25 protein-coding genes, 3 pseudogenes and 1 riboswitch are annotated in these 24,401 nt (G+C 71.4%); of the genes and pseudogenes, 10 read left to right on the top strand and 18 right to left on the bottom strand.

The annotated features are described in order from the left end of the window. Nucleotides 1-113 precede the first annotated feature (113 nt). A complete protein-coding gene (locus tag ABZZ79_RS30230; RefSeq protein WP_356694089.1) occupies nt 114-353 on the bottom strand; it encodes a hypothetical protein in 240 nt (79 codons plus the stop codon). Nucleotides 354-444: 91 nt separating this feature from the next. Between ABZZ79_RS30230 and ABZZ79_RS30225 the strand changes: the two genes are divergently transcribed. Continuing rightward, a complete protein-coding gene (locus ABZZ79_RS30225) occupies nt 445-1,752 on the top strand; it encodes a D-alanyl-D-alanine carboxypeptidase (RefSeq protein WP_356694087.1) in 1,308 nt (435 codons plus the stop codon). Here the strand turns inward: ABZZ79_RS30225 and ABZZ79_RS30220 are convergent. Both ABZZ79_RS30220 and ABZZ79_RS30215 read right to left on the bottom strand, forming a co-directional pair. After that, the gene (locus ABZZ79_RS30220; protein WP_356694085.1) at nt 1,706-2,620 is read right to left on the bottom strand and encodes a YihY/virulence factor BrkB family protein; all 915 of its coding nucleotides are present in this window, start codon (nt 2,618-2,620) and stop codon (nt 1,706-1,708) included. The two genes, ABZZ79_RS30225 and ABZZ79_RS30220, sit on opposite strands and share 47 nt — an antisense overlap. A gap of 102 nt (nt 2,621-2,722) precedes the next feature. Further along, nucleotides 2,723-2,863 carry a hypothetical protein gene (locus ABZZ79_RS30215; protein ID WP_356694103.1) on the bottom strand — a complete coding sequence of 47 codons (141 nt, stop codon included), beginning with the start codon at nt 2,861-2,863 and terminating at the stop codon, nt 2,723-2,725. Nucleotides 2,864-3,164: 301 nt separating this feature from the next. On the opposite strand from ABZZ79_RS30215, the gene ABZZ79_RS30210 reads away from it, so the two are divergent. Then, entirely contained in the window at nt 3,165-3,920 is a 756-nt protein-coding gene (locus tag ABZZ79_RS30210) for a decaprenylphospho-beta-D-erythro-pentofuranosid-2-ulose 2-reductase (RefSeq protein ID WP_356694083.1), read from the top strand. 39 nt (nt 3,921-3,959) lie between these two features. Here ABZZ79_RS30210 and ABZZ79_RS30205 read toward each other — a convergent pair whose 3' ends face one another. The 3 genes from ABZZ79_RS30205 to ABZZ79_RS30195 form a co-directional block, all read right to left on the bottom strand. Next, nucleotides 3,960-4,541 (bottom strand): 2'-5' RNA ligase family protein, encoded by a 582-nt coding sequence (locus tag ABZZ79_RS30205; RefSeq protein WP_356694081.1) that lies wholly within the window; start codon nt 4,539-4,541, stop codon nt 3,960-3,962. 169 nt (nt 4,542-4,710) lie between these two features. After that, nucleotides 4,711-5,724, bottom strand: a complete 1,014-nt coding sequence (gene trpS / locus ABZZ79_RS30200; RefSeq protein WP_356694079.1) for a tryptophan--tRNA ligase — start codon at nt 5,722-5,724, stop codon at nt 4,711-4,713. Nucleotides 5,725-5,926: 202 nt separating this feature from the next. Further along, nucleotides 5,927-7,378: a glycine hydroxymethyltransferase gene (locus ABZZ79_RS30195; protein ID WP_356694077.1), complete on the bottom strand. Its 1,452-nt coding sequence runs from the start codon at nt 7,376-7,378 to the stop codon at nt 5,927-5,929. Between the two features lie 34 nt (nt 7,379-7,412). After that, nucleotides 7,413-7,525: riboswitch (ZMP/ZTP riboswitch) on the bottom strand. A 105-nt stretch (nt 7,526-7,630) separates the two neighbouring features. Between ABZZ79_RS30195 and rocD the strand changes: the two genes are divergently transcribed. After that, nucleotides 7,631-8,836 (top strand): ornithine--oxo-acid transaminase, encoded by a 1,206-nt coding sequence (rocD, locus tag ABZZ79_RS30190; RefSeq protein ID WP_356694075.1) that lies wholly within the window; start codon nt 7,631-7,633, stop codon nt 8,834-8,836. Nucleotides 8,837-8,914: 78 nt separating this feature from the next. On the opposite strand, the pseudogene ABZZ79_RS30185 reads toward rocD, so the two are convergent. Both ABZZ79_RS30185 and ABZZ79_RS30180 read right to left on the bottom strand, forming a co-directional pair. Further along, nucleotides 8,915-9,030 (bottom strand): annotated as a pseudogene (locus tag ABZZ79_RS30185) (glutathionylspermidine synthase family protein); the annotation flags it as partial. A 79-nt stretch (nt 9,031-9,109) separates the two neighbouring features. After that, entirely contained in the window at nt 9,110-10,534 is a 1,425-nt protein-coding gene (locus tag ABZZ79_RS30180) for a PLP-dependent aminotransferase family protein (RefSeq protein WP_356694073.1), read from the bottom strand. A gap of 47 nt (nt 10,535-10,581) precedes the next feature. Here ABZZ79_RS30180 and ABZZ79_RS30175 point away from each other — a divergent pair, with 47 nt between their 5' ends. Both ABZZ79_RS30175 and ABZZ79_RS30170 read left to right on the top strand, forming a co-directional pair. After that, on the top strand, nt 10,582-11,082 hold the full coding sequence (locus tag ABZZ79_RS30175) for a carboxymuconolactone decarboxylase family protein (protein WP_356694071.1): 501 nt from the start codon (nt 10,582-10,584) through the stop codon (nt 11,080-11,082). Then, nucleotides 11,079-11,831: an isocitrate lyase/phosphoenolpyruvate mutase family protein gene (locus ABZZ79_RS30170; protein WP_356694069.1), complete on the top strand. Its 753-nt coding sequence runs from the start codon at nt 11,079-11,081 to the stop codon at nt 11,829-11,831. The genes ABZZ79_RS30175 and ABZZ79_RS30170 overlap by 4 nt, the downstream gene beginning before the upstream one ends. Nucleotides 11,832-11,913: 82 nt before the next feature. Here the strand turns inward: ABZZ79_RS30170 and ABZZ79_RS30165 are convergent. Continuing rightward, nucleotides 11,914-12,219, bottom strand: a pseudogene (locus ABZZ79_RS30165) (glycine betaine ABC transporter substrate-binding protein); the annotation flags it as partial. A gap of 151 nt (nt 12,220-12,370) precedes the next feature. Between ABZZ79_RS30165 and ABZZ79_RS30160 the strand changes: the two are divergent. Then, nucleotides 12,371-12,778, top strand: coding sequence for a hypothetical protein (locus tag ABZZ79_RS30160; RefSeq protein WP_356694067.1), 408 nt, complete (start codon nt 12,371-12,373; stop codon nt 12,776-12,778). Between the two features lie 319 nt (nt 12,779-13,097). On the opposite strand, the gene ABZZ79_RS30155 is transcribed toward ABZZ79_RS30160, so the two are convergent. From ABZZ79_RS30155 to ABZZ79_RS30140, 4 genes are all read right to left on the bottom strand, one after another. Continuing rightward, nucleotides 13,098-13,523 (bottom strand): hypothetical protein, encoded by a 426-nt coding sequence (locus ABZZ79_RS30155; protein ID WP_356694065.1) that lies wholly within the window; start codon nt 13,521-13,523, stop codon nt 13,098-13,100. 116 nt (nt 13,524-13,639) lie between these two features. Further along, nucleotides 13,640-14,071: a hypothetical protein gene (locus ABZZ79_RS30150; protein ID WP_356694063.1), complete on the bottom strand. Its 432-nt coding sequence runs from the start codon at nt 14,069-14,071 to the stop codon at nt 13,640-13,642. A gap of 117 nt (nt 14,072-14,188) precedes the next feature. Then, on the bottom strand, nt 14,189-14,782 hold the full coding sequence (locus tag ABZZ79_RS30145; RefSeq protein WP_356694061.1) for a hypothetical protein: 594 nt from the start codon (nt 14,780-14,782) through the stop codon (nt 14,189-14,191). Further along, nucleotides 14,779-15,498 (bottom strand): hypothetical protein, encoded by a 720-nt coding sequence (locus ABZZ79_RS30140; protein WP_356694059.1) that lies wholly within the window; start codon nt 15,496-15,498, stop codon nt 14,779-14,781. Before ABZZ79_RS30140 ends, ABZZ79_RS30145 begins: the two co-directional genes overlap by 4 nt. 129 nt (nt 15,499-15,627) lie before the next feature. Here ABZZ79_RS30140 and ABZZ79_RS30135 point away from each other — a divergent pair, with 129 nt between their 5' ends. Continuing rightward, nucleotides 15,628-16,902 (top strand): Tat pathway signal protein, encoded by a 1,275-nt coding sequence (locus ABZZ79_RS30135; RefSeq protein ID WP_356694057.1) that lies wholly within the window; start codon nt 15,628-15,630, stop codon nt 16,900-16,902. After that, a complete protein-coding gene (locus tag ABZZ79_RS30130; RefSeq protein ID WP_356694055.1) occupies nt 16,899-17,471 on the top strand; it encodes an N-acetyltransferase in 573 nt (190 codons plus the stop codon). Before ABZZ79_RS30135 ends, ABZZ79_RS30130 begins: the two co-directional genes overlap by 4 nt. 67 nt (nt 17,472-17,538) lie before the next feature. On the opposite strand, the pseudogene ABZZ79_RS30125 reads toward ABZZ79_RS30130, so the two are convergent. Continuing rightward, nucleotides 17,539-17,763: pseudogene (locus ABZZ79_RS30125) on the bottom strand (hypothetical protein); the annotation flags it as partial. 225 nt (nt 17,764-17,988) lie between these two features. Between ABZZ79_RS30125 and ABZZ79_RS30120 the strand changes: the two are divergent. After that, on the top strand, nt 17,989-18,753 hold the full coding sequence (locus ABZZ79_RS30120; protein ID WP_356694053.1) for a hypothetical protein: 765 nt from the start codon (nt 17,989-17,991) through the stop codon (nt 18,751-18,753). Between the two features lie 260 nt (nt 18,754-19,013). Here the strand turns inward: ABZZ79_RS30120 and ABZZ79_RS30115 are convergent, their stop codons facing one another. The 4 genes from ABZZ79_RS30115 to ABZZ79_RS30100 all read right to left on the bottom strand — a co-directional run bounded on the left by ABZZ79_RS30115 (nt 19,014) and on the right by ABZZ79_RS30100 (nt 23,490). Beyond that, entirely contained in the window at nt 19,014-20,003 is a 990-nt protein-coding gene (locus tag ABZZ79_RS30115) for a malate dehydrogenase (RefSeq protein WP_356694051.1), read from the bottom strand. A 529-nt stretch (nt 20,004-20,532) separates the two neighbouring features. Then, complete coding sequence (locus ABZZ79_RS30110) at nt 20,533-21,762, bottom strand: DUF2690 domain-containing protein (RefSeq protein WP_356694049.1); 1,230 nt, start codon at nt 21,760-21,762, stop codon at nt 20,533-20,535. A gap of 410 nt (nt 21,763-22,172) precedes the next feature. Beyond that, entirely contained in the window at nt 22,173-22,646 is a 474-nt protein-coding gene (locus tag ABZZ79_RS30105) for a DUF3017 domain-containing protein (protein ID WP_356694047.1), read from the bottom strand. After that, nucleotides 22,633-23,490, bottom strand: a complete 858-nt coding sequence (locus ABZZ79_RS30100) for a bifunctional methylenetetrahydrofolate dehydrogenase/methenyltetrahydrofolate cyclohydrolase (protein ID WP_356694045.1) — start codon at nt 23,488-23,490, stop codon at nt 22,633-22,635. The genes ABZZ79_RS30105 and ABZZ79_RS30100 overlap by 14 nt, the downstream gene beginning before the upstream one ends. Nucleotides 23,491-23,762: 272 nt before the next feature. On the opposite strand from ABZZ79_RS30100, the gene ABZZ79_RS30095 reads away from it, so the two are divergent. Then, the gene (locus tag ABZZ79_RS30095) at nt 23,763-24,326 is read left to right on the top strand and encodes a hypothetical protein (RefSeq protein ID WP_356694043.1); all 564 of its coding nucleotides are present in this window, start codon (nt 23,763-23,765) and stop codon (nt 24,324-24,326) included. The last annotated feature ends 75 nt before the right edge of the window (nt 24,327-24,401 follow it).

Here is a 24,401-nt window from a genome sequence, read left to right as displayed (position 1 = left end):
GCGAGCAGTGCGATGAGGATGACCACGCTGTCGTGTCCCTGATCCCGTGATGACGATCTCGTGCTGTCGGTCCCGCTGGGGTGTCCGGCGCGGTGCCGCGCCCGACGGTGCCGCTATGACGTCGGGCGCAGTGCGCGCAGTCCGCGCAACCCGATGCCGCCGACGATCGTCCCCAATACGAAGGAGACGACGGCCAGCAGCAGATGCACCCAGAAGTACGCCGTCGGGTCGCCGTTCTCGAAAGCCAGCCCGCTGCCGTCCTTGACCAGGTTCTTGACGAAAGTGATCCAGATGACCCAGCTCCACACCCCGAAGGCGAGCAGGAACCAGGAGACGGGGCGGCTGAGTTTCATAGCACCAGTATCACCGCCGGGTGGCCTGTTCCGTGGCCGGGGTGGGGAGGGGCGCGCGACTTCGCCGGAGCGTGCCTGTACTTTCTCGATCGTGCCCGCACCCGAGAAGACCGTGAGGCGATCCCTCCTGGTCGCTTCCGCCGCCCTGTTGTCCGTCGCCCTGACCGCGCCCGCCTCCTTCGCGGCGCCGAAGCCCTCGCCGAGCGCCTCGGTGACCCCTTCGGCGACTCCCCCGGCGGGCATGTCGACCGTCGGCGGCGCCCGGCTCGGCCGGCCGGGCACCCAGGTCGAGCTGGCGCCCGGCGTCCCGGTGCTGCCCAAGGGCATCACCGCGCGGTCCTGGATCGTGGCCGACGCGGAGTCGGGTGAGGTGCTCGCCGCGCACAACGCGCACTGGCGGCTGGCTCCGGCCAGCACCCTGAAGATGCTGTTCGCGGACACGCTGCTGCCGAAGTTCCCGCGCACCGACAAGCACAAGGTGGTCCCCTCCGACCTCGCGGAGGTCGGCTCCGGCTCCAGCATGGTCGGGATAAAGGAGGACGAGACCTACACCGTGCACGACCTGTGGCTGGGCGTCTTCCTGCGCTCCGGCAACGACGCCGTGCACGTGCTGTCCGCGATGAACGGCGGCGTCGACGCCACCGTCGAGGCGATGAACCGGCACGCCGAGGAGCTCCAGGCTCTCGACACCGAGGTGATCAGCCCGGACGGCTACGACGCCCCGGGCCAGGTGTCCTCCGCGTACGACCTCACGCTGTTCGCCCGCTCCGGGCTGCAGAAGAAGGACTTCCGCGAGTACTGCTCGACCGTGCGGGCCCAGTTCCCCGGCGAGACGAAGAAGTCCAGGAAGGGCAAGCTCGTCCGGCGGTCCTTCGAGATCCAGAACACCAACCGGCTGCTGACCGGCGACTACGACATCTCCCAGTACCGGGGCATCGCCGGCGTCAAGAACGGCAACACCACCAACGCGGGCTCCACCTTCACCGGCGTCGCCGAACGCAACGGCAAGGTGCTGCTGGTCACGGTGATGAACCCGGAGAAGGACGACCACAACGAGGTCTACAAGGAGACCGCCCAGCTCCTGGACTGGGGCTTCCTGGCGTCCGGCAAGGTGACGCCGGTCGGCGAGCTGGTCGCGCCGAGGGGCGCGGCGGGCGCGCAGCCCGGGGCGACGGCCTCCGGCGAGGCGGGCGGCGCGGGGGACGGTGCCGCCGGCTCCGACTCCGGTGACGGGGACAGCGGGAAGCAGGCGGCGGTCGGTGCCGCGGAGTCGGGCGGCTCGGGCGGCGTCGGGATCGCGGCGGCGATAACCGCGGGGGTGCTGGCGCTGCTGGCGGCCGCGGTGTTCCTGGTCAACCGCCGTTGGCCGCTACCGGAGCTGATGCGTCGTCGTCGGTGACCGCGTCGCTCTCCCCCTTCTGCCCCTTCTGCGTCGCCGTCCAGGCGGCGCAGAACAGCAGCAGTTTCGCGGTGAAGTTGATCCACAGCAGCAGCGCCACCGGAACGCCGAACGCGCCGTACATGCTCTTCGTGGCGACGCCCTGGATGTAGCCGCTGAGCAGCAGCTTCAGCGCCTCGAAGCCGACCGCGCCGATCAGCGCGGCGACCAGCAGGGCGCTGCGGTCCGGCTCGACGCCGGGCAGCAGTGTGAGGACGTACAGCAGGACGAGGAAGTCGGCGAGCACGGCGACGGCCAACGCGGCCGTGTGCAGCAGGATGCTGCCGATCCCGCCCCGGCTGATGCCGAGCTGGTCGACGATCCAGCCCACCGCCGCCGAGGCGACGCCGGAGACGCCCAGCGTGACCAGCAGTGCGCCGCCGAGGCCGAACAGCACCCCGGCGTCCTTCGCCTTGCTCACCAGCGGGCTCTCCTCCTTGTCCGGCAGCTCCCACACCGCGCGCAGACAGTCCCGCATCGAGCCGACCCAGCTGATGCCGGTGAGCAGCAGCAGGGCGCCGGCGATCAGGCCGACCGTACCGGCGTTGTCGACCAGCCCGCCGATGTTCAGCTGGTCGGAGATGCCGGGCACCTGGTCGGCGATCTTGTCCTCCAGCTTCTGCTGCTGCTCCTTGCTGAGGGTGGCGGCGGCGACCGCGGCGGCCACCGTCAGCAGCGGGAACAGCGCGATGAAGCTGACGAACGTCATCGCGGCGGCCAGCCGGGTCCACTTCACCCGGTCCAGCCGCTCGTACGACCGCCAGGCGTGCGTGGTCATCAGCCAGGTGACCGCCGGCCCGACGACGGGGAGTTTCTTCAGCCAGTCCATGATCCGACCCTGCCCTGTCCGTGGGACACCGATGTGTGAGTACCCCGGAACGGCGGGGTGAGAGGTTCACTGCGCCGTGCGCGGCTCACCGGCCGGCCACCGTCATGTCCGCGCCAGGGGCTCGACCCGGGCCGGGCGCGGTCGGCGCACGATCCGCTTCACTCCCATGCCGGCGAGATGCGCGCCCGCCGTGAGCGCCGTCGCACGCAGCGCCGTGGGGAGGAGGTCGTCGAGGTGGTCCATGTGGACTCACTGTCCACTCCGGAATCGCCGGAGCTTCGGCAATATTGAGCGACATACCATTAATCACCCATTTTGGGGAGGAAAGGTACGTTTCATAACTGAACGCCCGCAGAGCGGCGATACGGTCACCGGCATGCCTGCCGACTCCGACACCGTTCCCCCCACCGGCGGGGACCGCACCTTTCCCCTCACCGGCTGGGGCCGCCGCCTCGCCGTCTGACGGGTCGCCGTGCCGGCCGGGCCCCGGCGGACGCGGTGCCCCGATCCCGCCGCCTGTCCCTCCACTCACCCAGGAGCTGTCGTGAAGGACGCCTTCGGTCTGCCCCAGTCCCTGCTCGTCCTCGGCGGTACGTCCGAGATCGCGCTGGCCACCGCCCGCCGTCTGATCGCCCGCCGCACCCGTACCGTCTGGCTCGCCGGACGCCCCTCCCCCGCCCTGGAACAGGCCGCCGCGAGCCTGCGCGCGCTCGGCGCCGACACCCGCACGGTCGCCTTCGACGCCCTCGACCCCGACAGCCACGAGGCCGCGCTCGGCAAGATCTTCGCCGAGGGCGACATCGACCTGGTGCTGCTCGCCTTCGGCGTCATGGGCGACCAGGCACGCGACGAGCGCGACCCGGCCGCCGCCGTGCGCGTCGCGCAGACCAACTACACCGGCGCCGTCTCGGCCGGCCTGCTCGCCGCCCGCGCCCTGCAGAACCAGGGCCACGGCTCCCTGGTCGTCCTCTCCTCGGTCGCGGGCGAACGCGCCCGCCGCGCCGACTTCATCTACGGCTCCAGCAAGGCCGGCCTGGACGCCTTCGCCCAGGGCCTGGGCGACGCCCTGCACGGCACCGGCGTCCACGTGATGGTCGTACGCCCGGGATTCGTCCGTACGAGGATGACGGCCGGCCTGCCCGAGGCGCCCCTGGCGACCACACCAGAGGCGGTCGCGACGGCCGTCGAACTGGGACTGCGGCGGCGGTCGGAGACGGTGTGGGTGCCGGGCGCCCTGCGCCTGGTGATGTCGGCGGTACGGCACCTGCCGCGCGGGCTGCTCCGGCGGCTGCCGCTGTAGGAGCGCGCCGGGAACGGTCGGGCCGCTTTTACGCCGGTCCTACACGGCCGGCAGCGGGCCCTGCTCCACGGACGCCGCCGTGGCCTGCGGCGGCACCACGGAGCCGCCGAAGAGGTACTCGCGCAGCTTGCGCCACACCCCGTCGGGGCCCTGCTCGTAGAGCGCGAAGCCGGTGCAGGGCCAGGCGGCCTCGTAGTCGGCGAGCTCGGCGAAGGCACGGTCCATGGCCGCCTCGTCGATGCCGTGGGCAACGGTGACGTGCGGGTGGTACGGGAACTGCAGGTCGCGGGCGACCGGCCCGGAGGCGTCGCGCACCTGCTGCTGCAGCCGTGCGCAGTCCTGCGCGCCTTCGACGACGTTGACGAACACCACCGGCGACAGCGGGCGGAAGGTGCCCGTCCCGCACAGCCGCATCGGGAAGGGCCGCCCGGCCGCGGCGACGTGCGTCAGATGCGCCTCGACGGCCGGCAGCTCAGCCGCCTCGACCTCGGTCGGCGGCAGCAGGGTGACATGCGTGGGGATGCCGTGAGCCGCGGCGTCGCCGAAGCCCGCGCGTCGCTCCTGGAGGAGGCTGCCGTGCGGCTCCGGGACCGCGATCGACACACCGATCGTCGTCCCCACGTCGTCTCCTGTCGTCGTGTCGGTGGCTGGTACCGGCGGACCGGGCTCGCGCCCGGTCGTCCGGCTTTCGAGGGTACGGCCACGGCCGTGCTGCGGGCAGGCGCAGCCGAAGTGATGTGCAGCGCTCTGTCCGGTCCTACGGATGTGCGGGGGTGCGCCCCGTGCCGGCTCAGTGCTTGGCCGGCAGGAAGCCGACCCGGTCGTAGGCCTGCGCGAGCGTCTCCGCCGCGACGGCACGCGCCTTCTCCGCGCCCTTGGCCAGGATCGAGTCCAGCGTCTCGGAGTCGTCCAGATACTGCTGGGTCCGCTCCCGGAACGGCGTCACGAACTCGACCACGACCTCGGCGAGGTCCGTCTTGAGCGCACCGTAGCCCTTGCCCGCGTACTTCTCCTCCAGCTCGGCGATTCCCGCCCCCGTGAGGGTCGAGTAGATCGTCAGGAGGTTGCTCACACCCGGCTTGGCCTCGGCGTCGTAGCGGACCACCGTGTCGGTGTCGGTGACCGCGCTCTTGACCTTCTTCGCGGTCGCCTTCGGCTCGTCGAGCAGGTTGATGAGGCCCTTCGGCGTGGACGCCGACTTGCTCATCTTGATCGCCGGGTCCTGGAGGTCGTAGATCTTCGCCGTCTCCTTGAGGATGTACGGCTTGGGGATGGTGAAGGTCTCCCCGAAGCGGCCGTTGAACCGCTCGGCGAGGTCACGGGTGAGCTCGATGTGCTGGCGCTGGTCCTCGCCCACCGGCACCTCGTTCGCCTGGTACAGCAGGATGTCGGCGACCTGGAGGATCGGGTAGGTGAACAGGCCGACCGAGGCGCGCTCGGCGCCCTGCTTGGCGGACTTGTCCTTGAACTGCGTCATGCGCGAGGCCTCGCCGAAGCCGGTGAGGCAGTTCATGATCCAGGCGAGCTGCGCGTGCTCGGGCACATGGCTCTGGACGAACAGCGTGCAGCGCTCGGGGTCGAGCCCGGCCGCGAGCAGCTGCGCGGCGGCGAGCCGGGTGTTGTCCCGCAGCTCCTTCGGGTCCTGCGGGAGCGTGATCGCGTGCAGGTCGACGACCATGTAGAACGCGTCGTGGGTCTCCTGCAGGGCCACCCACTGGCGGACGGCACCGAGGTAGTTGCCGAGGTGGAACGAGCCCGACGTGGGCTGGATTCCGGAGAGCACGCGAGGTCGGTCAGAGGCCATGGCACCCATTCTCTCAGAGCGCGAGGGGAGGTCGGGGACGGGGCGGAAACTCGGCGTCGGCCTCGCGGGCGGGTACGGCGGGCCCCCGCTGATACGCCGCGCGACGGCCCGGGAGGAGTCCGAGCCGTCGCGGGGGCAGCCCCGTCAGGAGCCGGCCGGCCTGTGAGTCACGCCCCGCGGGCCGTGGCCCCGGGCGGTGGCGTCAGCCGAGGTCGACCTCCGGGTACAGCGGGAAGCCCGCCACCAGGTCGGTGGCCCGGTGGGCGATCTCCTCGGAGATCTTCGCGTCGAGGACGTGCGAGGCCTTGGAGGGGGCGCCGGACTTGGTGGTGCCGGCCTCCGTGGCGGTGAGGACCCGGTCGATCAGGCCGGCCACCTCGTCCATCTCGGCGGTGCCGAGGCCGCGGGTGGTCAGCGCCGGGGTGCCGATGCGGATGCCGGAGGTGTACCAGGCGCCGTTCGGGTCGGCGGGGATGGCGTTGCGGTTGGTGACGATGCCGGAGTCCAGCAGGGCGGCCTCGGCCTGGCGGCCGGTGAGGCCGTAGGAGGTGGCCACGTCGATCAGGTTGAGGTGGTTGTCGGTGCCGCCGGTCACCAGGGTCGCGCCCCGGCGCATCAGGCCCTCGGCGAGGGCGCGGGAGTTGTCCACGATCCGCTGGGCGTAGTCACGGAAGGAGGGCCGGCGGGCCTCGGCGAGGGCCACCGCCTTGGCCGCCATCACGTGCGGCAGCGGGCCGCCGAGCACCATCGGGCAGCCGCGGTCGACCTGGTCCTTGAGGGAGTCGTCGCACAGGACCATGCCGCCGCGCGGGCCGCGCAGCGACTTGTGGGTGGTGGTGGTGACGATCTGGGCGTGCGGGACCGGGTCGAAGTCGCCGGTGAGGACCTTGCCGGCGACCAGGCCCGCGAAGTGGGCCATGTCGACCATGAGCGTGGCACCGACCTCGTCGGCGATCTCGCGCATGATGCGGAAGTTCACCAGACGGGGGTAGGCGGAGTAGCCGGCGACGACGATCAGCGGCTTGAACTCGCGGGCCTGGGCGCGCAGCGCGTCGTAGTCGATCAGGCCGGTGGCCGGGTCGGTGCCGTAGGAGCGCTGGTCGAACATCTTGCCGGAGATGTTCGGGCGGAAGCCGTGGGTGAGGTGACCGCCGGCGTCCAGGGACATGCCGAGCATGCGCTGGTTGCCGAATGCCTGGCGCAGCTCGGCCCAGTCGGCCTCGCTGAGGTCGTTGACCTGGCGGGCGCCGGTCTTCTCCAGGAAGGGGACCTCGACGCGGTCGGCGAGGACCGCCCAGAAGGCGACGAGGTTGGCGTCGATGCCGGAGTGCGGCTGTACGTAGGCGTGGCGGGCGCCGAAGAGTTCCTTGGCGTGCTCGGCGGCCAGCGACTCGACGGTGTCGACGTTGCGGCAGCCGGCGTAGAAGCGGCGGCCGACGGTGCCCTCGGCGTACTTGTCGCTGAACCAGTTGCCCATCGCGAGGAGGGTCGCCGGGGAGGCGTAGTTCTCGGAGGCGATCAGCTTGAGCATCTCTCGCTGGTCGTGGACCTCCTGGCCGATGGCGTCGGCGACGCGCGGCTCGACGGCGCGGATCACGTCGAGGGCGGCACGGAAGGCGGTGGACTCGGTGGAGAGGGGCTGCTGCTCGGGCATGTCGGCCTCCGGACGGCGTGTGTGTTCACGGTTCACGGCTGGCCCAGGCGCACGGCACTGATCATCACAAGGCCGCTCCCCGATGGTCGGTCCCATCCTCGGGCCCTGCCGTCGGCAGGGCCCAGCGCGCCAGTCACGGCCCTGGGCCAGCCTACCGGGCGGTTCCTCGCGCGCGGCTCCCGCGTCCACCATGCGGGCGAGGATAGAAGGGAGGTCTGCCCCCATTTGTCTGCCACACCTCCGGGAGACGCCATGACCGCCACCGACGCCCTCATCGCCGCCGCTGAGGCGCACAGCGCGCACACCTACGACCCCCTGCCGGTGGTCGTGGCCACGGCCGACGGGGCGTGGATGACGGATGTGGAGGGGAGGCGGTATCTGGATCTGCTGGCCGGCTACTCGGCGCTCAATTTCGGGCACGGCAACCGGCGCCTGGTCGAGGCGGCGAAGGCGCAGCTGGACCGGGTGACGCTGACCTCGCGGGCGTTCCATCACGACCGCTTCGCCGCGTTCTGCACGGAGCTCGCCGAACTGTGCGGCATGGAGACGGTGCTGCCGATGAACACCGGCGTGGAGGCGGTGGAGACGGCGGTGAAGACCGCCCGAAAGTGGGGGTACCGGGTCAAGGGCGTGCCGGCGGAGAGGGCGAAGGTCGTCGTCGCGGGCGGCAACTTCCACGGCCGCACCACGACGGTGATCAGCTTCTCGACGGACACGGAGGCGCGGACGGACTTCGGGCCGTACACACCGGGGTTCGAGATCGTGCCGTACGGGGATCTGACGGCGATGCGGTCGGCCCTGACGGAGAACACGGTGGCGGTGCTGCTGGAGCCGATCCAGGGCGAGTCGGGGGTGATCGTGCCGCCGGCCGGCTATCTGCCGGAGGTCCGCAGGCTGACCCGGGAGCGGAACGTGCTGTTCGTGGCGGACGAGGTCCAGTCCGGACTCGGGCGCACGGGGCGGACGTTCGCGTGTGAGCACGAGGGTGTCGTGCCGGACATGTATGTGCTGGGCAAGGCGCTGGGCGGCGGGATCGTGCCGGTGTCGGCGGTGGTGTCGAGTGCCGAGGTGCTCGGGGTGTTCCGGCCCGGGGAGCACGGGTCGACGTTCGGCGGGAACCCGCTGGCGTGCGCGGTGGCGCTGGAGGTGCTCGCCATGCTGCGGACGGGCGAGTACCAGGAGCGGTCGGCCCTGCTCGGCGAGCGGCTGCACCGGGAGCTGGCGGCGCTCACCGGCGGCGGGCCGGTCACGGCGGTGCGGGGGCGTGGGCTGTGGGCGGGGATCGACATCGCTCCGGCGTACGGGACGGGCCGGGACGTCTCGGAGCGGCTGATGGAGCGGAGGGTGCTGGTGAAGGACACCCATGGGCACACGGTCCGCATCGCGCCGCCGCTGGTGATCTCCGAGGAGGACCTGGACTGGGGACTGGCCCAACTGCGGGACGTGCTGGGCCAGTAGCCCCCGGCGCCCAGCCCCCGGCACCCCGGCCGGGCCGGCCCCGGCGATGCGGTACCGGGTCCGGCCCGGAACCCGGCGTCAGAGGATCACATGCGGCAGAGGAAGCGGGCGTACTCGTCCGTGACCAGGCCGCAGGACTCGCGGATGCCGAGACCGGCGGACTCGCCGTCGACGACCCAGGCGCCGAGGACGACCGTGCCGGAGCGCAGCCGTCGCCGTGCTTCTGCCATGTCGGTTGTCTCCCCCGAGAGTTCGCGCGTGTGCCCGCACACCCTACGGGAGGGCCGCGCACAGCGCGTCGAGGGTCCCGGCCCAGGCGTGGTCGGGCGGGGTTCCGTAGCCGATGACCAGGGCGTCGAGGGGATCGCCTGTGGCGTCGGGGTGGCGGTGGAAGGACAGTCCGTGCACGGCGAGGCCGTGCCAGGCGGCGGCGCGGACGACGGACTGCTCGGTGCCGGGCGGCAGTCGCAGGACGGCGTGCAGTCCGGCCGCGATGCCGGTGACCGTCACCTCCGGGGCGCGTTCGGCGAGGGCGGCGACCAGGGCGTCGCGGCGTCGCCGGTAGCGCAGCCGGGCGGAGCGCAGATGGCGGTCGTAGGCGCCGGAGGCGATGAACTCGGCGAGGGTGAGCTGCTCGACGGCGCTGGCCGAGCGGGCGCCGCCCAGCGCGGTGACCTCCTCCACCAGCGGGCGCGGCAGCACCAGCCAGCCCAGGCGCAGGCCGGGGGCGAGGGACTTGCTGGCGGTGCCGAGGTAGGCGACGCGCTCGGGGTCGAGGACCTGGAGGGCGCCGACGGGCTGGCGGCGGTCGTAGCGGAACTCGCCGTCGTAGTCGTCCTCCAGGATCAGTCCGCCGGTGCTGCGGGCCCAGTCGACGAGGGAGGCGCGGCGGTCGGAGCGCAGGGCGAGCCCCATGGGGAACTGGTGGGCGGGGGTGAGCAGGACCGCGCCCTCGGCCGCCAGGCCCTCGGTGACGGTGCCGTCCGCGTCGAACGGCAGCGGGGTGGTGGCGAGGCCCTCGCGTTCCACGAGCTCCCGGTGCACGTCGAGGCCGTACGACTCCACGGCGAGGGTGCCGAGGCCTCGTCGGCGCAGGGCCTGGGCGAGCAGCCGCAGCCCGTCCGCGAGGCCCGCGCAGACGACGATGCGGTCGGGGTGGGCGCGCACGCCGCGGGCGCGGGAGAGGTATCCGGCGAGGGCGGTGCGCAGTTCGACGCGGCCTCGTGGGTCGCCGTAGCCGAGGGCGTCGTGCGGGGCGGCGGCCAGGGCGCGGCGGGCGGCCGTGAGCCACTGGGTGCGCGGGAAGGAGGAGAGGTCGGGGGTGCCGGGGATCAGCGAGTAGGCGGGTCCGGCGGCCGGGCGGCGGTGCGGTGGCGGGAGCGTCCGCGCGGTGGCGGACGCGGCATTCCTCCACTGCCCGAAGGACGCGGAGGTTACCCCCTCGGCGACCCGGGTGCCCGAGCCCTGCCGGCCGGTGAGCCAGCCCTCGGCGACGAGGTCGGCGTAGGCGTCGGCGACGGTGTTGCGGGCGATGCCCAGGTCCGCGGCGAGCGCGCGGGAGGACGGCAGCCGGGTGCCGGGGGCGAGCCGGCCGGTGCGCACGGCCTCGCGCAGGGCTTCGGTCAGCCCCCGGCGCAGTCCCGGTCCGGCGGGTTCCAGGTGCAGGTCGATGCCGAAAGTGGCCCACGGTTTCGCCATGACAATGGACCATACCCGTGGGCCTTAGGGTTCCTAGGGTCGTAGGCATGACGACGGACGAGACAGTCGAGTACGCCCCCGAACGCCCCGCGCGCCTGGCCTGGGCCGAGCTCGCGCCCGATGTGTACAAGGCGATGGTCCGGCTGGAGGCCGCCGCCAACAAGGGCCTCGACCCGCGGCTGGTGGAGCTGGTCAAGATCCGCGCCTCGCAGCTCAACAACTGCGCCTTCTGCCTGGACATGCACAGCAAGGACGCCCTCGCCGCGGGGGAGAGCGTGGAGCGGATCGTGCAGCTCGGCGCCTGGCGGGAGTCGGAGCACTTCTACACCGGGAAGGAACTGGCGGCCCTGGAGCTGGCCGAGGCGGTGACCGAGCTGGCTGGGGGAGGCTTCGTGCCGGACGAGGTCTACGAGCGGGCCGCCAAGCACTTCGAGGACGCGGAGCTGGCCCAGGTGATCGCGGTGATCACGGTCATCAACGCGTGGAACCGGTTCGGCGTGACCTGCCGGATGGTGCCCGGTCACTACCGGCCCGGGGCGCACACGTGAGCGAGTGGCGGCCCGGCCCGGTGACCGGCGGCGGGGCGGCGGTCTTCCGCGCCCTGCACCGGCGCCCCTCCCCCGCCGACCCCCTGGTCCTGCCCGGCCCCTGGGACGCGGCCGGTGCCCGGGTGCTCGTCGAGGCGGGGTTCCCCGCGCTGGCCACGCCGAGCGCCGGGATCGCCGCCTCGCTGGGGTACGCGGACGGGCAGACCCCGGCCGACGAGATGTTCGCGGCCGTCGCGCGGATCACCCGGGCCGTGGACGTACCGGTGTCGGCGGACGTCGAGGGCGGGTACGGGCTCGCGCCGAAGGAGCTGGTGGAACGGCTGCTGGAGGCGGGGGCCGTCGGGTGCAACCTGGAGGACTCGGCCCACGGGGTCCTCAAGGACCCGCGGCGGCACGCCGACTGGCTCGCCGAGGTGCGGTCGGCCGCGGCGGACCAGCTGTTCGTCAACGCGCGCATCGACACGTTCCTGCGCGGGGTCACCGATCCGGACCGGGCCATCGAGCGGGCCGCGCTGTATGTGGCGGCGGGCGCGGACTGCGTGTACCCGATCGGCGCTCCCCACGGCCTGCTGCCGCTGCTGCGGTCCGGGATCCAGGGACCGGTCAACGTCATCGCGTCGGTGGGGGACGGCGAAGGCCCCTCGCTCGCCGAGCTCGGTGAGCGAGGGGCCACCCGGATCACGTTCGGCCCCGGACTCCAGCGCCGGGCGACCCGGGCACTGCGCGAGATCGCCGAGCGACTGAGGTGAGGGGCGGGACGGCCGCGTACGGGCTGATCCGTGAGTGACGGTCAGGGCGGCCGCGTACGCCGGACCGGCTCGTGAGGGGGCGTCAGGGCAGCCACGCGCGCCAGGTCGGCTCGTGGCCGTCCGCCCACTTCTTCGCCGCCTCCTCGGGGCTGAGCTTCTGGTCGGCGATCATCAAGGAGACCTCGTTCCGGTCCTCGGTGGTCCACTCGAACCTCTTCAGGAACGCGGCCGCCTCGCCGCCGGAGCGGGCGAAGTCCGCGTTGAGGTACTTCTGCAGCGGGGTGTGCGGATAGGCGCAGGCGACCTTCTCCGGGTCGGCGTCGCAGCCCTCCTTGTACGCGGGCAGCTTCACCTCGGTCATGGGGACCTTCTTGAATGGCCACTGGGGTGGAAGGCGCCGGCCGTGCGCCGAGGGGATCCGCGCACGACCGGGCCGGTTTACGAGGCACTCGCTCGGGTGACGGGTGCCGATGGAACATCGGAGCCGGATGAAATTCGGCTACGGTGCTGGCCTGCAGCGGGGGCAGGAGGCGAGGCGCGTGAGGGAGCGGGGCAAGCCGTTCGCGCGGGACGGTCGGCCAGTGTGCGGCGTGTGCCCGTCCCTACGGCTGCCGGGCGGCACGTTCGACGTCGCCGAACGCCCCTCCCGTGACTGCCCCTTCGACCCGGCGACCGGCTATCGGTTCACCGCGGCGGGCGTGCCGGTGTGCGTGCATCCCGAACGGGTCGGGCTGCCGGCCTCCCGTTACGCCACCGAGAGCCTTCCGCTGCCGTGGGAAACCCCGCCGCCGGTAGAGGCCGGCGAGGTTCCCAGGTGGGTACGGACGGCGCTGGACGCGGCACCGCCAGAGATGTGCGACGACGTGATCCGGCAGGCGACAGAGATTCTGCTCGCCTCAGATCCCGGCACGGACATCACGGCAGTGCTGCGGGCCGCGCTCGGCTAGGCCTCGGCGAAGTCGATGTCGTGCTCCCGGCCGGAGCGTCCCATGCCGACCCGGTGAAGCACTGCCAGTCATCGGAGTACTCCAGGCTCGCCGCCCGGAACGAGGAGAACTCCCGGTCGCCCTTGATGCTCTCCAGAATCCGCTTCGCGGCGCTGGCGACAGCGTCCACGGCGGGCATTTCGGCCAGAGACATGCGGTTTCCTCTTCTCGAAGGGGGATGGTGCCTGTCCGACGGCCGGGGCTCGATGGCATACCCGGCCGCCGGACAGGGGGTCAATGCCGCGCCCCCGTGCCCGTCGCCGTGGGGGATCTCCAGCGGTCATTCCCGGGGGCGCGGTCTCAAAGGGGGGGCTGCGGCGTGCTGCGCTGCCTGCTGCTCCAGCAGGATCAGCAGCGCCCGGGACCAAACCGCGAGGTCGTGCAGACGATCCGGCTGCCAGACTCCGGCAAGGGGGGCGTAGAGAGCTTCACGAGCGCGGCCGGCGACCCAGTCCGCGGTCTCGCACGTCTTCCTGCTCATCCCGTCGGCCCGGTCCAGGTCGCGCAGAAGCAAGTGCATCTGACCGCGCAGAAGCCCCGCCAGATGCGCGTGCTGCTCCTCACTGCCGAGATCCGGGCGGCCCAGCCGCAGCTTGCCCAGCACCGTCCTGATGGTGCGTCGGATCAGGTCCTGGGGCAGCGGCCGCACCTTCTCGGCACTGCCCTGCCGTCGGTCGTCGGCCGCTAGCGCAACGGGGTCGTACACGTCGTCTTCCCTTCTGGAAACCCGGCGTCGAGCTGCGCGGGGGCTTGCAGCCCGACGCCGGGCGTTGAACCCCGCTTCGCGCCGGATCCTTGTACGCGTCCGGCGGGAAGCGGGGGCTAGGGGGTGGGCTCGGGCAGGGCGGGGAGGTATGCCAGGAACACGTGGCGCTGGTAAAGGCGCTCCAGGAGACGCGCATAGGTGTCGTTGTCGGTGGTGATGGCCGGCCGGGCGATAGCGAGGACGCCGTCGGCGAAGCCCCGGGCCGCATACCGGCAGGCTTCTGTGAAGCCGGACCGTTCCAGCAGCGGGAGCGGCTGTCCCGCGTCGGCGAACGTGCTCGAAGCGACCTGCCAGCCCATTTCCGCCGCATGCTCGGCGATCAGCGTGAGGTCCGCTCTCCGTTGGTCACCGTGTTGCGCGAGCACGTACGACGCGACGCGCAGCGGGCGGCCCCGGAGGGCGACGTCGGCGGCGATCTGGTCCATGTACTCCTTGCGCAGGATTTCGAGCCGGGCGGTGCGGACCTGGGGCTTGAGAGTTGTGAACACGTCGGTTCCTTGGAGGTCTTGACCTGCCGCCGAGAGGGAGCCTTCTCGACGGCAGGCGCTGTGACCGCGTGCGGTGTGGTGCTTGAGGAGGTGGGAGCACTCTCCGCACGCGGGGTTTCAGGCGATCGTGCTCAGCACGGATCCGAGGAGCGTTTCGTGCGGTGCGGGGCCCGGCTGGAACTGGTCGAGGAGCTGACGCAGCGCCGCCGGCGGGACGAGCCGGTCACCGCGGCAGGGCCGCAGCCAGTACGGGCCGGGCGGCTCCGTCATCGCCATCGGCGGCAGCGCTATGCGGTGCGGGCGGCCGAGGCACAGAGCGTGGCTGTGCGGCGCCCAGCGCTCGCTGGTGCCCGGCGGCACGAGCCAGATGAGCCAGGATCGTTGCGGGTCTTCGATGACGGGGCCACACGCGTCCGGCTGGTCATCGCCGGTCTGCTGGATACCGTCCATGACCGCCATGGCAGCGTAGGCCGACGCACCGCTGGCCGTGACCACGATGTCGAAGAACCTCCCGCCGAGCGGGAGCTGGAGCACCTTTTGTTGCTGAAGGGCCATCAGGCTGCGCACACGGGCGGCCAGGTCGCCCATGTCGGGAGCGACGTGCTTCGGGTCGACGGCCCCGGAAGTGGTGGTGAAGCCGACCGGGGCCGTGTCCGGCAGCGTCCGCTCCGGGGTGAGCACACGGCGGGGTAACTGGTCGGTGAGGCTCATACCGGCTCGCTCTCGTCGGCCGGGCGCAGAACCACGGTGACCGTCTTGCCCACCACCTGCCCGGCGTCGTCCACTCTCACGTCCCACGACAGCTGCCCGCCGTAGTGGTGCACCCACCACAGGCCGCTGCCTCGCTGAGGCGATCCGCAGGTGATCGCGTTGAAGCCGGGGAAGAGAGGTTCTGCGTCGTCGACCTCGACGCGGAGCTCGTCCGTCTCCGGAAGCACCGTCAGACGCAAACCCACGAAGCCGCCGCTGAGCGGCATGCCGTGGCGGGCCGCGTTGTCCACGAGCTTCTCGCTGATCTGGCTGGCGGCATCGACGTCCCCGGACCAGCGGGCCACCGTGAGCCGGGGGCGCACTCGGAGCCGGGCGTTGGGACCAGAGGCCTCGTTCGCCACCAGCTTGGTCTCCCAGCGGAAGCGAGGCGTCTCCGGTTCCACCACCAGCGGTAAGAGGGTGAGCGTGGCACTCACTGGATGGGTTTCGGAGGCCGCGTCGGACGCGGCGCACATCGGACCATCGTTCCTGGAGTTCTCCGCGTCCCGTGGGGGAAGCGCGGTGTGCGCTGTTGGCGGGTTCAGGTGTTGCATGACGTCACCGTTGCGGTAGGGGGCCGAGCGGGACGTCTGTTCGGCTGTCGTCGTCATCACGTCCTCTGGGGGCAGGAAGGAGCGAGCAGAAGGGGTGCCGCGTCGCTTGGCTTCCTTGCTCACGTGTAGTCAGGTAACCGCGCCCTGTAGTTGTTTGGGACTGCCGAATAGACCGGACATTGTCTGCGGGCCCCCTGCCGTTTTGACCGTCCCTTTACTCGTCGTTTCGGTGCCGGACCCTAACGTTCTGTCATGCCGGGAACACGGAACGACTTGCTCGCCGCGTGGCTGCACGACCACAAGGTGCAGGTAGGGGAGCTGACTTCCCAGGTCAACACAGAAATCGGCGAGCTGACGGGCCGGTACGGCACAGTCCACGACAGGCACATTCGCAAGCTGCTCAGCGGCGAACACAAGTCACCCAACGCCGTGCTGAGGACAGCGCTTGAGAGGGTGACCGGTCGCACGGCTACAGAGTTAGGCTTCGTGCCTCGGGGGGGTAAGAAGGCAGGAGACCCCGCTCCAGGACCCGAGGATGACCCGTTGTATCGCCGCGCCTTGCTTGCCGCAGCCACCGCCGCCGGTGTTGCCCTTGCCGCGCCACCCGCCGGGCAACGGCCCCGCCGTCTCGGCTCCCAGGACGTCGAGGCACTGAGGGCTGAACTCGTTGCCTGGACCACGTCCGAGAGCACGTACGGCGGCACCCCGGCACTGGAGAAGCGCGCCGCAGACATCACTGACAGGGTGATCAGTCTCCAGCAGGAGAACAACGCGTCAGCACGGATTCGCTCCGAGCTGTACACGGTCGCCGCTGCTTTCTCCAACTCTGCCATGTGGGCAGCCATCGACGGCCAGCGCTTCGATTCGGCCGAGTACCACCTGGACAGGACCATCCGCCTCGCCGGCCTGTCCGGCGACCCTGCCACCGAGTTCCGCGTGTGGGGTCACGCCAGCATCCTTTTCCGGCATCTCAACCGCCCCGCTGACGCCCTGGCAGCGGCCGAGAGGGCTCAGGCGTCCTCCATCACCCGAAGCGACGCGATGTTCTCCTCTCTGGCCATGTCCCGCCTGGCGGTCACTCATGCCCAACTCGGTGACGACAGGAACTCCATGCGCTATCTGGACCTGGCCCAGAAAGCACTGGACCGCGCCGATCCGAACAAGCACCGACCGACCTGGGTCACCTTCTACGATCAGGCTGAGCTTGACCACCTCGCGATGGTCGCGAGCATGCGCTTGGAACAGTGGCCCGCCGCTGAGAGACATGCGCACCGCAGCCTCGCGTACCTGCGGCCGGACCTCAAACGCAACAGCGCACTCGTACACGCCCATCTCGCCGTTGCGCAGCTCGGCCAGAGGGACCTGGACCAGGCGATCGGCACCGCCCGAAGCATCCCCGAGGGCATGATCGGGCACGCCCGCGTCCGCAGGCTCTTGGACGGCTTCACCGAGCAGGTCATCACCCTGGCCCCCCGTAACCCCGGGGCCCGCGACTGGCGGGCCCGCTACCGAACGGCGGTCGCATGACTGACACCGGCTCCCTGAAACTGCTCCGAACGACCGATGTAGAGAAGTACCGGCGGATCTTTCTCGATGTCCATGTGGAAGTCCGAACCGAGTTCGGGCTGATGGACAGCCCGTTCAACGCCGTGGACCGATTCGACGAGCGTCTGACCAGCTATGCCTCCCGGGACGGCTGGGGAGCCGTCATCGCCCTCGATGGCGATGAGGAGCCAGTCGGCTACATCTTCGGAGGGCCGCTCGCCCCCGGATCACGGTGGTGGACCTCCATGCGGCAGGTCCCGCCGGACGACTTCACCCGGGAAACGGGCACCCGCACGTTCGCCGTACAAGAGGTCCTCGTCCGCAAGGCGTACCGCGGCACCGCAGGTGCAGGAGTCTCCCGCATGCTGCACGAGACGCTCCTCGCCGAGCGCAGCGAGGAGCGCGCCACGCTCCTCGTCGACGCCAGCCGCTCCGACGGCCGACTGAGGGCGGTATATGAATCCTGGGGATACCGGGATATCGGCCCGCAACAGCCCTTCGACGACTCGCCGGTCTTCGCCACGATGATGCGAGACCCCCTGAAGGAGTAGCTGCACCAGGGGGCGCCCGCCCCCGTGTTGGCGGGGGCAGGCGGGCAGGTCACTCCCCTGCGGAACAGGGCGTGATCAGCGCGCGGACGCCGACGGGCTCGTGCACGACGACGCTGTGCACGTCCGGGGTGCCCGGGTCCACGACCCGGCCCGGGGCCTCGGCGGCGACGACAGCGAAGGGCAGGCCGTCCGCCGGGTCGAGGATCTCGCGCATGGCGCCCGTGGTCGCGTCGCGCCACCGTACGGCCGCGTGGACGGTCTGCCGGGTCCGATGTTCCGCTGTGTCCGCCATAGCTGGGTTCTGCCTTCCGTTCCTGTTCCGTGCCCCTGTGTCACTCACCTGTCACTGTCGGGGACCGGGTTCGCCTGCCCTTCTCCTCCGACGGCATGCGGAATTCACGGTCGAAACGGCTCGGCGTCACTGAAAGTCCCGGCAAATGGGGCATCTCACCGCAGGACATGCAGATAAAAGGTGCGAAACGTACGCTGAGGGAACGTGTGCACCGGAGGTGACGTCATGGCCGCACGAAGGCTGACGACCTGCCTGGCGGCGAGCGCGGCCCTGCTTCTCACGCCCTGCCTCGCCGCGACCGCCACGGCGTCCGACGGCGACGACCTCTCCGCCCGCGAGCTGGCCGGCCAGGCGCGGGACAACCTCCTGGACGCCGAGTCCGTCCATCTGAAGCTGACGGACCGCAGCAAGGGCATGCACGTCAGCAGGACCCAGCCGACCTCGTTGGATCTCGCCCTGGACCGCGACGGCAACTGCGCGGGCGAGATGGAGATGGGCCGGCACGGCGGCACCTTGGAGATCGTCAAACAGGGCGACGAGGTGTGGATGCAGCCGGACACCGACTTCTGGAAGGCCCAGGTGCCCGGCAGCGAGGGCGACGCGGTGGCCGACCTGTTCGAGAACCGCTGGATCCACGGCTCCACCGACGACGCCCTGCTCAAGGGCATGGCCGACACCTGCGACCTGAAGACCTTCCAGAAGGACATCGGCGCGGGCAACGGCAAGGCGCCCGCCCTGAGCAAGGGCGACAAGACCGAACGCGGCGGCACCGAGGTCTTCCCGCTGACCGGCAGTCAGGAGGGCACGACGGTGACCATGTACGTCACCGCCGACTCCCCGCACCGCGCCGTCCTGATCACCCAGCGCGGCGCCGGCACGAACATGTCCGTCGCCTTCACGGACTACGACAAGCCGGTCCCCTCCAGGACCCCGCCGCCCGACGACAGCGTGGACGTGAGCGAGCTGGAGGAGGAACTGCGGAACGTCTGACCCGGGCGAACGCGGGACCGGGCGGGCGTCCGCTTCCCGGAAACGCCACAAGACCCCTCCCGCGGTCAGCGGAAGGGGTCTTGTGAAGTGGAGCGCCGGGCAGGCCTTGCACCTGCATCTCCCCGCAGGAAGCGGGGCGTCTTTCCTTGGACCACCAACGCACAGTCGGCTTCCGGGAGTTCCGGTGGCCGGTGTGTGATCAACTGTAGCGCATCCGCGCGCCCTGATCGCACACCGGCCGAACGCCGGGGCGCGACGGCTCAGATGAGGCCGAGGGCGCGAACCGCCTCGCGCTCCTCGGCGAGCTCCTGGACGGAGGCGTCGATGCGGGCGCGGGAGAACTCGTTGATGTCCAGGCCCTGGACGATCTCGTACTTGCCGTCCTTGCAGGTGACGGGGAAGGAGGAGATCAGGCCCTCCGGGACGCCGTAGGAGCCGTCCGACGGGATGCCCATGGAGACCCAGTCGCCCTCGGCGGTGCCGTTGACCCAGGTGTGGACGTGGTCGATGGCGGCGTTGGCGGCGGAGGCCGCGGAGGAGGCGCCACGGGCCTCGATGATCGCCGCACCGCGCTTGGCGACGGTCGGGATGAAGTCCTCGGCCAGCCACTTCTCGTCGTTCACGACCTCGGCGGCGTTCTTGCCGGCGACCGTGGCGTGGAAGATGTCCGGGTACTGGGTGGCGGAGTGGTTGCCCCAGATCGTCAGACGCTTGATGTCGGAGACCGTGGTGCCGGTCTTCTTCGCGAGCTGGGTCAGCGCGCGGTTGTGGTCCAGACGGGTCATCGCGGTGAAGCGCTCCGCCGGGACGTCCGGGGCGGCGGCCTGCGCGATGAGCGCGTTGGTGTTCGCCGGGTTGCCGACCACGAGGATCTTGACGTCGTCCGCTGCGTGGGCGTTGATCGCCTGGCCCTGCGGCTTGAAGATGCCGCCGTTGGCCTCCAGCAGGTCGCCGCGCTCCATGCCCTTGGTGCGGGGGCGGGCGCCTACGAGGAGGGCTACGTTGGTGCCGTCGAAGGCGACGTTCGGGTCGTCGGAGATGTCGATCCCCTGGAGCAGCGGGAACGCGCAGTCGTCGAGCTCCATGGCCGTGCCCTCGGCGGCCTTGAGCGCCGGGGTGATCTCCAGCAGGCGCAGCTTGACCGGCACGTCCGCGCCGAGCAACTGGCCGGAGGCGATGCGGAAGAGCAGGGCGTAACCGATCTGGCCGGCCGCGCCGGTGACGGTGACGTTCACGGGAGTGCGGGTCATGGCGTTCTCCGTATGAAGCTGGGAGTGGGGCGGCACTGCCCCGGTGCGGACGTACAGATGATCGATCTCTTGGTATCAAGAGACTTCAGCGGTCAGGCTATCGCGCCCGCGTGATCCCCGACGTCCGGGTGGGTGTGGCCCACCCCACAGAAGGTGCCCGGACGTCGAGAACGAGCCTGCCGACGCGGATGGCGGCCGCCCCTGCCGGATGTGCCCGACGCGGATGGCGGCCGCCCCGGCGGGAGGTGCCCCACGCGAACGGCGGCCGGTCCAGCGGGAGGTGCCCCACGCGAACGGCGGCCGCCCAGGCCGGTTCGCCGCGAACGCGAACGCTGGGCGGCAGCCGCTCAGCCGGGTTGTCGTGAACGCGAACGGCGGCCGCCCGTCCGGGAGAGGAGAGACGGAACGGCCGCCGGGCGGGGGACCGATCCGACCGGACTCCCGTGGGGGTACCGGACGCGTGCCCCGTATCCCGGCGGCCATTCCTGTTTCCTCGAATTTCCCGGGAGGAATCCCCGGTGCCGTGACGTCAGTCCGTGCAGCCGGTCGTCCCGGCCGCCAGCGTCGCGCACGCGAGCGCCTCGCCCGCGTCCTTCACGGCCACCATCGGCGTGTACGCGCTGGTGTCGCCCGCCTCGGTGATGGTGCCGGTCTCGCTGGCCTTGCCGGCCGTCACCTTCACCTCGTCGCCCGCCGCACCGGCGGTGATCCGGCCCCACGCGGCCTGGCAGGTCTCGCTGTAACGGACCTCCACCACGGTCGTGCCGACGGTGGCGGTCGCGGCGGTGGTCACCAGGTCGCCGCTGCACCCCATGGTCTCGGCGTCCTTGCCGGTGCAGGTCTCGCCGAGGCAGTCCACGCCGGGCGGCAGCACGGGGTCCTTGGAGGCGGTGGGCGAGGGCTTGGTGCCGCCCTCGTTCTTCTTCTCGTCACCGCGGTTGGTGAACAGGAACGCGGCGACCAGCACGATCACCACGCCCACGACGCCCGCGAGGACCATGGGCAGCCGTCGCCCGCCCCCGGAGCGCCCCTGTCCCCCGCCCGTCCGGGGACCGCTCGGCGGCGCGCCGAACGCGCCCGGGGGCTGCGGCGCGCGCGCACCCGCCGACGCCCCCGCGGGTGTCGCGGGTGTCGCGGGAGCCGAGGGGCCCGCCGGGCCCTCGCCGGGCCGGCGGACGGCCGGGGAGGGACCTCGGTACCCGGCGATGTTCCAGGAGTTGACGGACGGCGCATCGTCGGCGGAGGACCCCGGTGCGCGCGGCACGGCGTCGCGTACGTCGGCGTCCGGGCCCGACGGCTGCACCGGAACGGTCGGCGCCACGCCCGCGGGGCCGGCGACCCCCGGCGTGACGGTCGCGCCGCCGCCCACCCGGGCCGACCCTGACGACCCGGCGCGCTTGGCGCCCGCCGGCGGCGGCCCGAACTCGCTGAGCGCGGCCCGCGCCTGCGATATTCGGATCGCCTCCATGGTCATGTCGTGCCGCATCTCCGAACGGCTCCAGGCGCGCTCGGCGAGCTCCCACATGGTGGTGAGATGGACCGGGTTGGTGCCGGTGACCTCGGCGAGGGCGACGATCGCGCCCTTGGGCGCGAGCAGCCGTCCGTTCAGATAGCGCTCCCAGGACGTCTTGCTGTAGCCCGTGCGGTCGGAGACCGCGGCGACGCTCAGGCCGCTGCGGTCCACCAGGCGCCGCAACTGGCTGGTGAACTCTCTGATCTGTGGATCGAGTTCATCGGGCAAGGCCTTCCAGCGAGGCATTACTTTCCCCCTTTTCCCCCCGGTACGTGCTCAATGGTCTCCCCCCGCGCGTGGTTGCCCGCCTGCCGAGTCCCGTTCTGGCTACTCTCAGGGATGCGCCCGCTCAGGATCTCAGTTCCCGGGATGGGGGCGCACGGGAGTGTCCGGGCCTGTGGCGATGCACCGTTGCACGCCGTCCGGCTCGCGGTCCAGTGTTCCATCGACTTCGCCGGGGATCGGCGGCAACCCCTTGTAAAAACGTCGGCGCACGCGTTCAGGAAGTCCCGGATCGTCCCGGTCCGACACATTGGTCCCGGCGCGGCGGCCCGCCGGAGAAGATCCGCGAACTTGTCAATACTTCGACACAACGGACACACATGCGTGACCTGACGCGTCCCGCCGCCCGCCGGGGGCCGCGGGACGCGGGGCGGTCAGCTGTCGACCGTGAAGTGCAGCGTGTCCTTCAGGAACGGGACTTCCAGCCACGGGTCCGGCTGGACCATCAGCGCCAGCAGAACGATCGCCAGCCCCAGCACCCCGTACGTGACGATGTCCGTGAAGCGGGAGCGCACGGCGAGCATGCCGACGCCGGGCAGCAGCCAGCGCAGCAGGGCTCCGCCGAGCAGGGCGGCACCGACCAGCAGCGTGCCGACGCGGAACTGGTCCAGCGCGGTGACCAGCAGACCGACGGCGACCGTGCCGATCACGGAGATCATCGGCCACTGCCGAGCGGGCGCGGGCGCGGCACCGGAGGCGGCCCGGCCGCCGCCCTCGGGCCGCGCGGTGTCCCTGGTCGTCCGGGGGAAGCGCCGGGTCGTACGGCGCGGGCGCCCCTCGGCGTCGGGCGCGCTGACCGCGTCCCGCACCTGGGGCCCGTCGCCCTCGGGGGTCCTACCGTCCGACACTGCGCTCCGCCGCCTCGACGACGTTGACCAGCAGCTGGGCCCGGGTCATCGGGCCGACACCGCCGGGGTTGGGGGAGATCCAGGCGGCCACCTCGCGCACGTCCGGGTGGACGTCACCGACGATCTTGCCCTCGGCGCTGCGGGAGACACCGACGTCGAGGACGGCCGCGCCCGGCTTGACGTCCTCGGCGCGGATCAGGTGGGCGGAACCGGCGGCGGCGACGATGATGTCGGCGCGCTTGAGGTGGGCCGACAGGTCGCGGGTGCCGGTGTGGCACTGGGTCACGGTGGCGTTCTCGCTGCGGCGGGTGAGCAGCAGCGGCATCGGGCGCCCGATGGTCACACCGCGGCCGACGACCACGACCTCGGCGCCCTTGATCTCCACGCCGTAGCGGCGCAGCAGGGTGAGGACGCCGTTGGGGGTGCAGGGCAGCGGGGCGGGCTCGTTGAGGACGAGGCGGCCGAGGTTCATAGGGTGCAGACCGTCGGCGTCCTTGGCCGGGTCCATCAGCTCCAGGATGCGGTTCTCGTCGATGCCGCGGGGCAGCGGGAGCTGGACGATGTAACCGGTGCAGGACGGGTCCTCGTTGAGCTCCCGGACGACCGCCTCGATCTCCTCCTGGGTGGCCGTGGCGGGCAGTTCGCGCTGGATGGAGGCGATGCCGACCTCCGCGCAGTCGCGGTGCTTGCCGGCGACGTACTTCTGGCTTCCGGGGTCCTCCCCCACGAGGATCGTGCCGAGGCCGGGCGTGACGCCCTTCTCCTTCAGCGCCGCCACGCGGGCGGTCAGATCGGACTTGATCGCGGCTGCGGTGGCCTTGCCATCGAGAATCTGGGCGGTCATGACCCCATCCTCCCGGATGACCGCCCCCTGGTTCCAATCCGGGTCCGCGCGGGGCTCCCGTCCGGCGATACGCCCGGTTCCGCCCATGATCGACGAGGTTGCACTTGCACAACACCTCCACTTCCCGGCTGGACAAGGCCTCGATGACTGAAGAACGATGAGCAGCACAGTGCCGCGGGCAGTACCGGGGGGACCAACCGCATCTGTCGAATTCTCCTCCGCACAGTGCCGCGCCTCGTCCCCGCACTCGGAACAACGGAGGAAAGAGCGCCATGAGTTTCGGCGATCCCAACAATCCTTACGGCGCCCCCCAGGGCCAGCCGGGCTACGGTCAGCCCGGTTACGGCCAGCCCCAGCAGCCCGGCTACGGCTACCCGGCCGCCCCGGCCGGCGGATACGCCGCGCCCATGCCGGCGACCATGCCCGGCACCGTGAGCACGGCCCGCATCCTGCTGTGGATCATCGTGGGCTTCCAGATCCTGGGGACGGCCCTGTTCGCGTTCTCGGCCGCGAGCGTCAAGGCCGCGCAGAACGACGAACGGCTCAAGGACGACGCCGCCTTCCAGCAGCTCGCCGACTACTCGGCGGGCATGCTGTGGGGCCTGACCGCGTTCGCCCTGGCCTGGGGCGTGGTCGCGCTCGTGCTGGCCCTGAAGTTCGGCAGCGGCGGCAACGGCGCGCGCATCACGATCCTGGTGTTCGCCATCATCACGGCGATCCTCGGGCTCTACCCGTTCATCGTGGTCGGCCTCATCCACACGGTCCTCGCCATCCTGATCGCCGTGTTCGTCGGCAACCAGGCGGGCTCGGCCTGGTTCAGCCGCCCGCGCTACTGAACCGTCTCGGCAACACCTGAGGGCCGTACCCCCGGCGGGGGCACGGCCCTCGGTGCGTGCCGGGCTCCCCTTCGC

This window comes from Streptomyces sp. NPDC006458, from assembly GCF_040612135.1.
Lineage (GTDB): Bacteria > Actinomycetota > Actinomycetes > Streptomycetales > Streptomycetaceae > Streptomyces.
Note: the sequence above shows the minus strand (reverse complement) of the source record. Positions and strands in the feature narration are given on the sequence as shown.

What these genes read in the sequence shown, in the direction of transcription:
- ABZZ79_RS30230 (WP_356694089.1), bottom strand. Translation starts at nt 353, where the DNA reads ATGAAACTCAGCCGCCCCGTCTCCTGGTTCCTGCTCGCCTTCGGGGTG.
- ABZZ79_RS30220 (WP_356694085.1), bottom strand. Translation starts at nt 2,620, where the DNA reads ATGGACTGGCTGAAGAAACTCCCCGTCGTCGGGCCGGCGGTCACCTGG.
- ABZZ79_RS30215 (WP_356694103.1), bottom strand. Translation starts at nt 2,863, where the DNA reads ATGGACCACCTCGACGACCTCCTCCCCACGGCGCTGCGTGCGACGGCG.
- trpS (WP_356694079.1), bottom strand. Translation starts at nt 5,724, where the DNA reads ATGGCCTCTGACCGACCTCGCGTGCTCTCCGGAATCCAGCCCACGTCG.
- ABZZ79_RS30195 (WP_356694077.1), bottom strand. Translation starts at nt 7,378, where the DNA reads ATGCCCGAGCAGCAGCCCCTCTCCACCGAGTCCACCGCCTTCCGTGCC.
- rocD (WP_356694075.1), top strand. Translation starts at nt 7,631, where the DNA reads ATGACCGCCACCGACGCCCTCATCGCCGCCGCTGAGGCGCACAGCGCG.
- ABZZ79_RS30180 (WP_356694073.1), bottom strand. Translation starts at nt 10,534, where the DNA reads ATGGCGAAACCGTGGGCCACTTTCGGCATCGACCTGCACCTGGAACCC.
- ABZZ79_RS30175 (WP_356694071.1), top strand. Translation starts at nt 10,582, where the DNA reads ATGACGACGGACGAGACAGTCGAGTACGCCCCCGAACGCCCCGCGCGC.
- ABZZ79_RS30145 (WP_356694061.1), bottom strand. Translation starts at nt 14,782, where the DNA reads ATGAGCCTCACCGACCAGTTACCCCGCCGTGTGCTCACCCCGGAGCGG.
- ABZZ79_RS30135 (WP_356694057.1), top strand. Translation starts at nt 15,628, where the DNA reads ATGCCGGGAACACGGAACGACTTGCTCGCCGCGTGGCTGCACGACCAC.
- ABZZ79_RS30130 (WP_356694055.1), top strand. Translation starts at nt 16,899, where the DNA reads ATGACTGACACCGGCTCCCTGAAACTGCTCCGAACGACCGATGTAGAG.
- ABZZ79_RS30120 (WP_356694053.1), top strand. Translation starts at nt 17,989, where the DNA reads ATGGCCGCACGAAGGCTGACGACCTGCCTGGCGGCGAGCGCGGCCCTG.
- ABZZ79_RS30115 (WP_356694051.1), bottom strand. Translation starts at nt 20,003, where the DNA reads ATGACCCGCACTCCCGTGAACGTCACCGTCACCGGCGCGGCCGGCCAG.
- ABZZ79_RS30110 (WP_356694049.1), bottom strand. Translation starts at nt 21,762, where the DNA reads ATGCCTCGCTGGAAGGCCTTGCCCGATGAACTCGATCCACAGATCAGA.
- ABZZ79_RS30100 (WP_356694045.1), bottom strand. Translation starts at nt 23,490, where the DNA reads ATGACCGCCCAGATTCTCGATGGCAAGGCCACCGCAGCCGCGATCAAG.
- ABZZ79_RS30095 (WP_356694043.1), top strand. Translation starts at nt 23,763, where the DNA reads ATGAGTTTCGGCGATCCCAACAATCCTTACGGCGCCCCCCAGGGCCAG.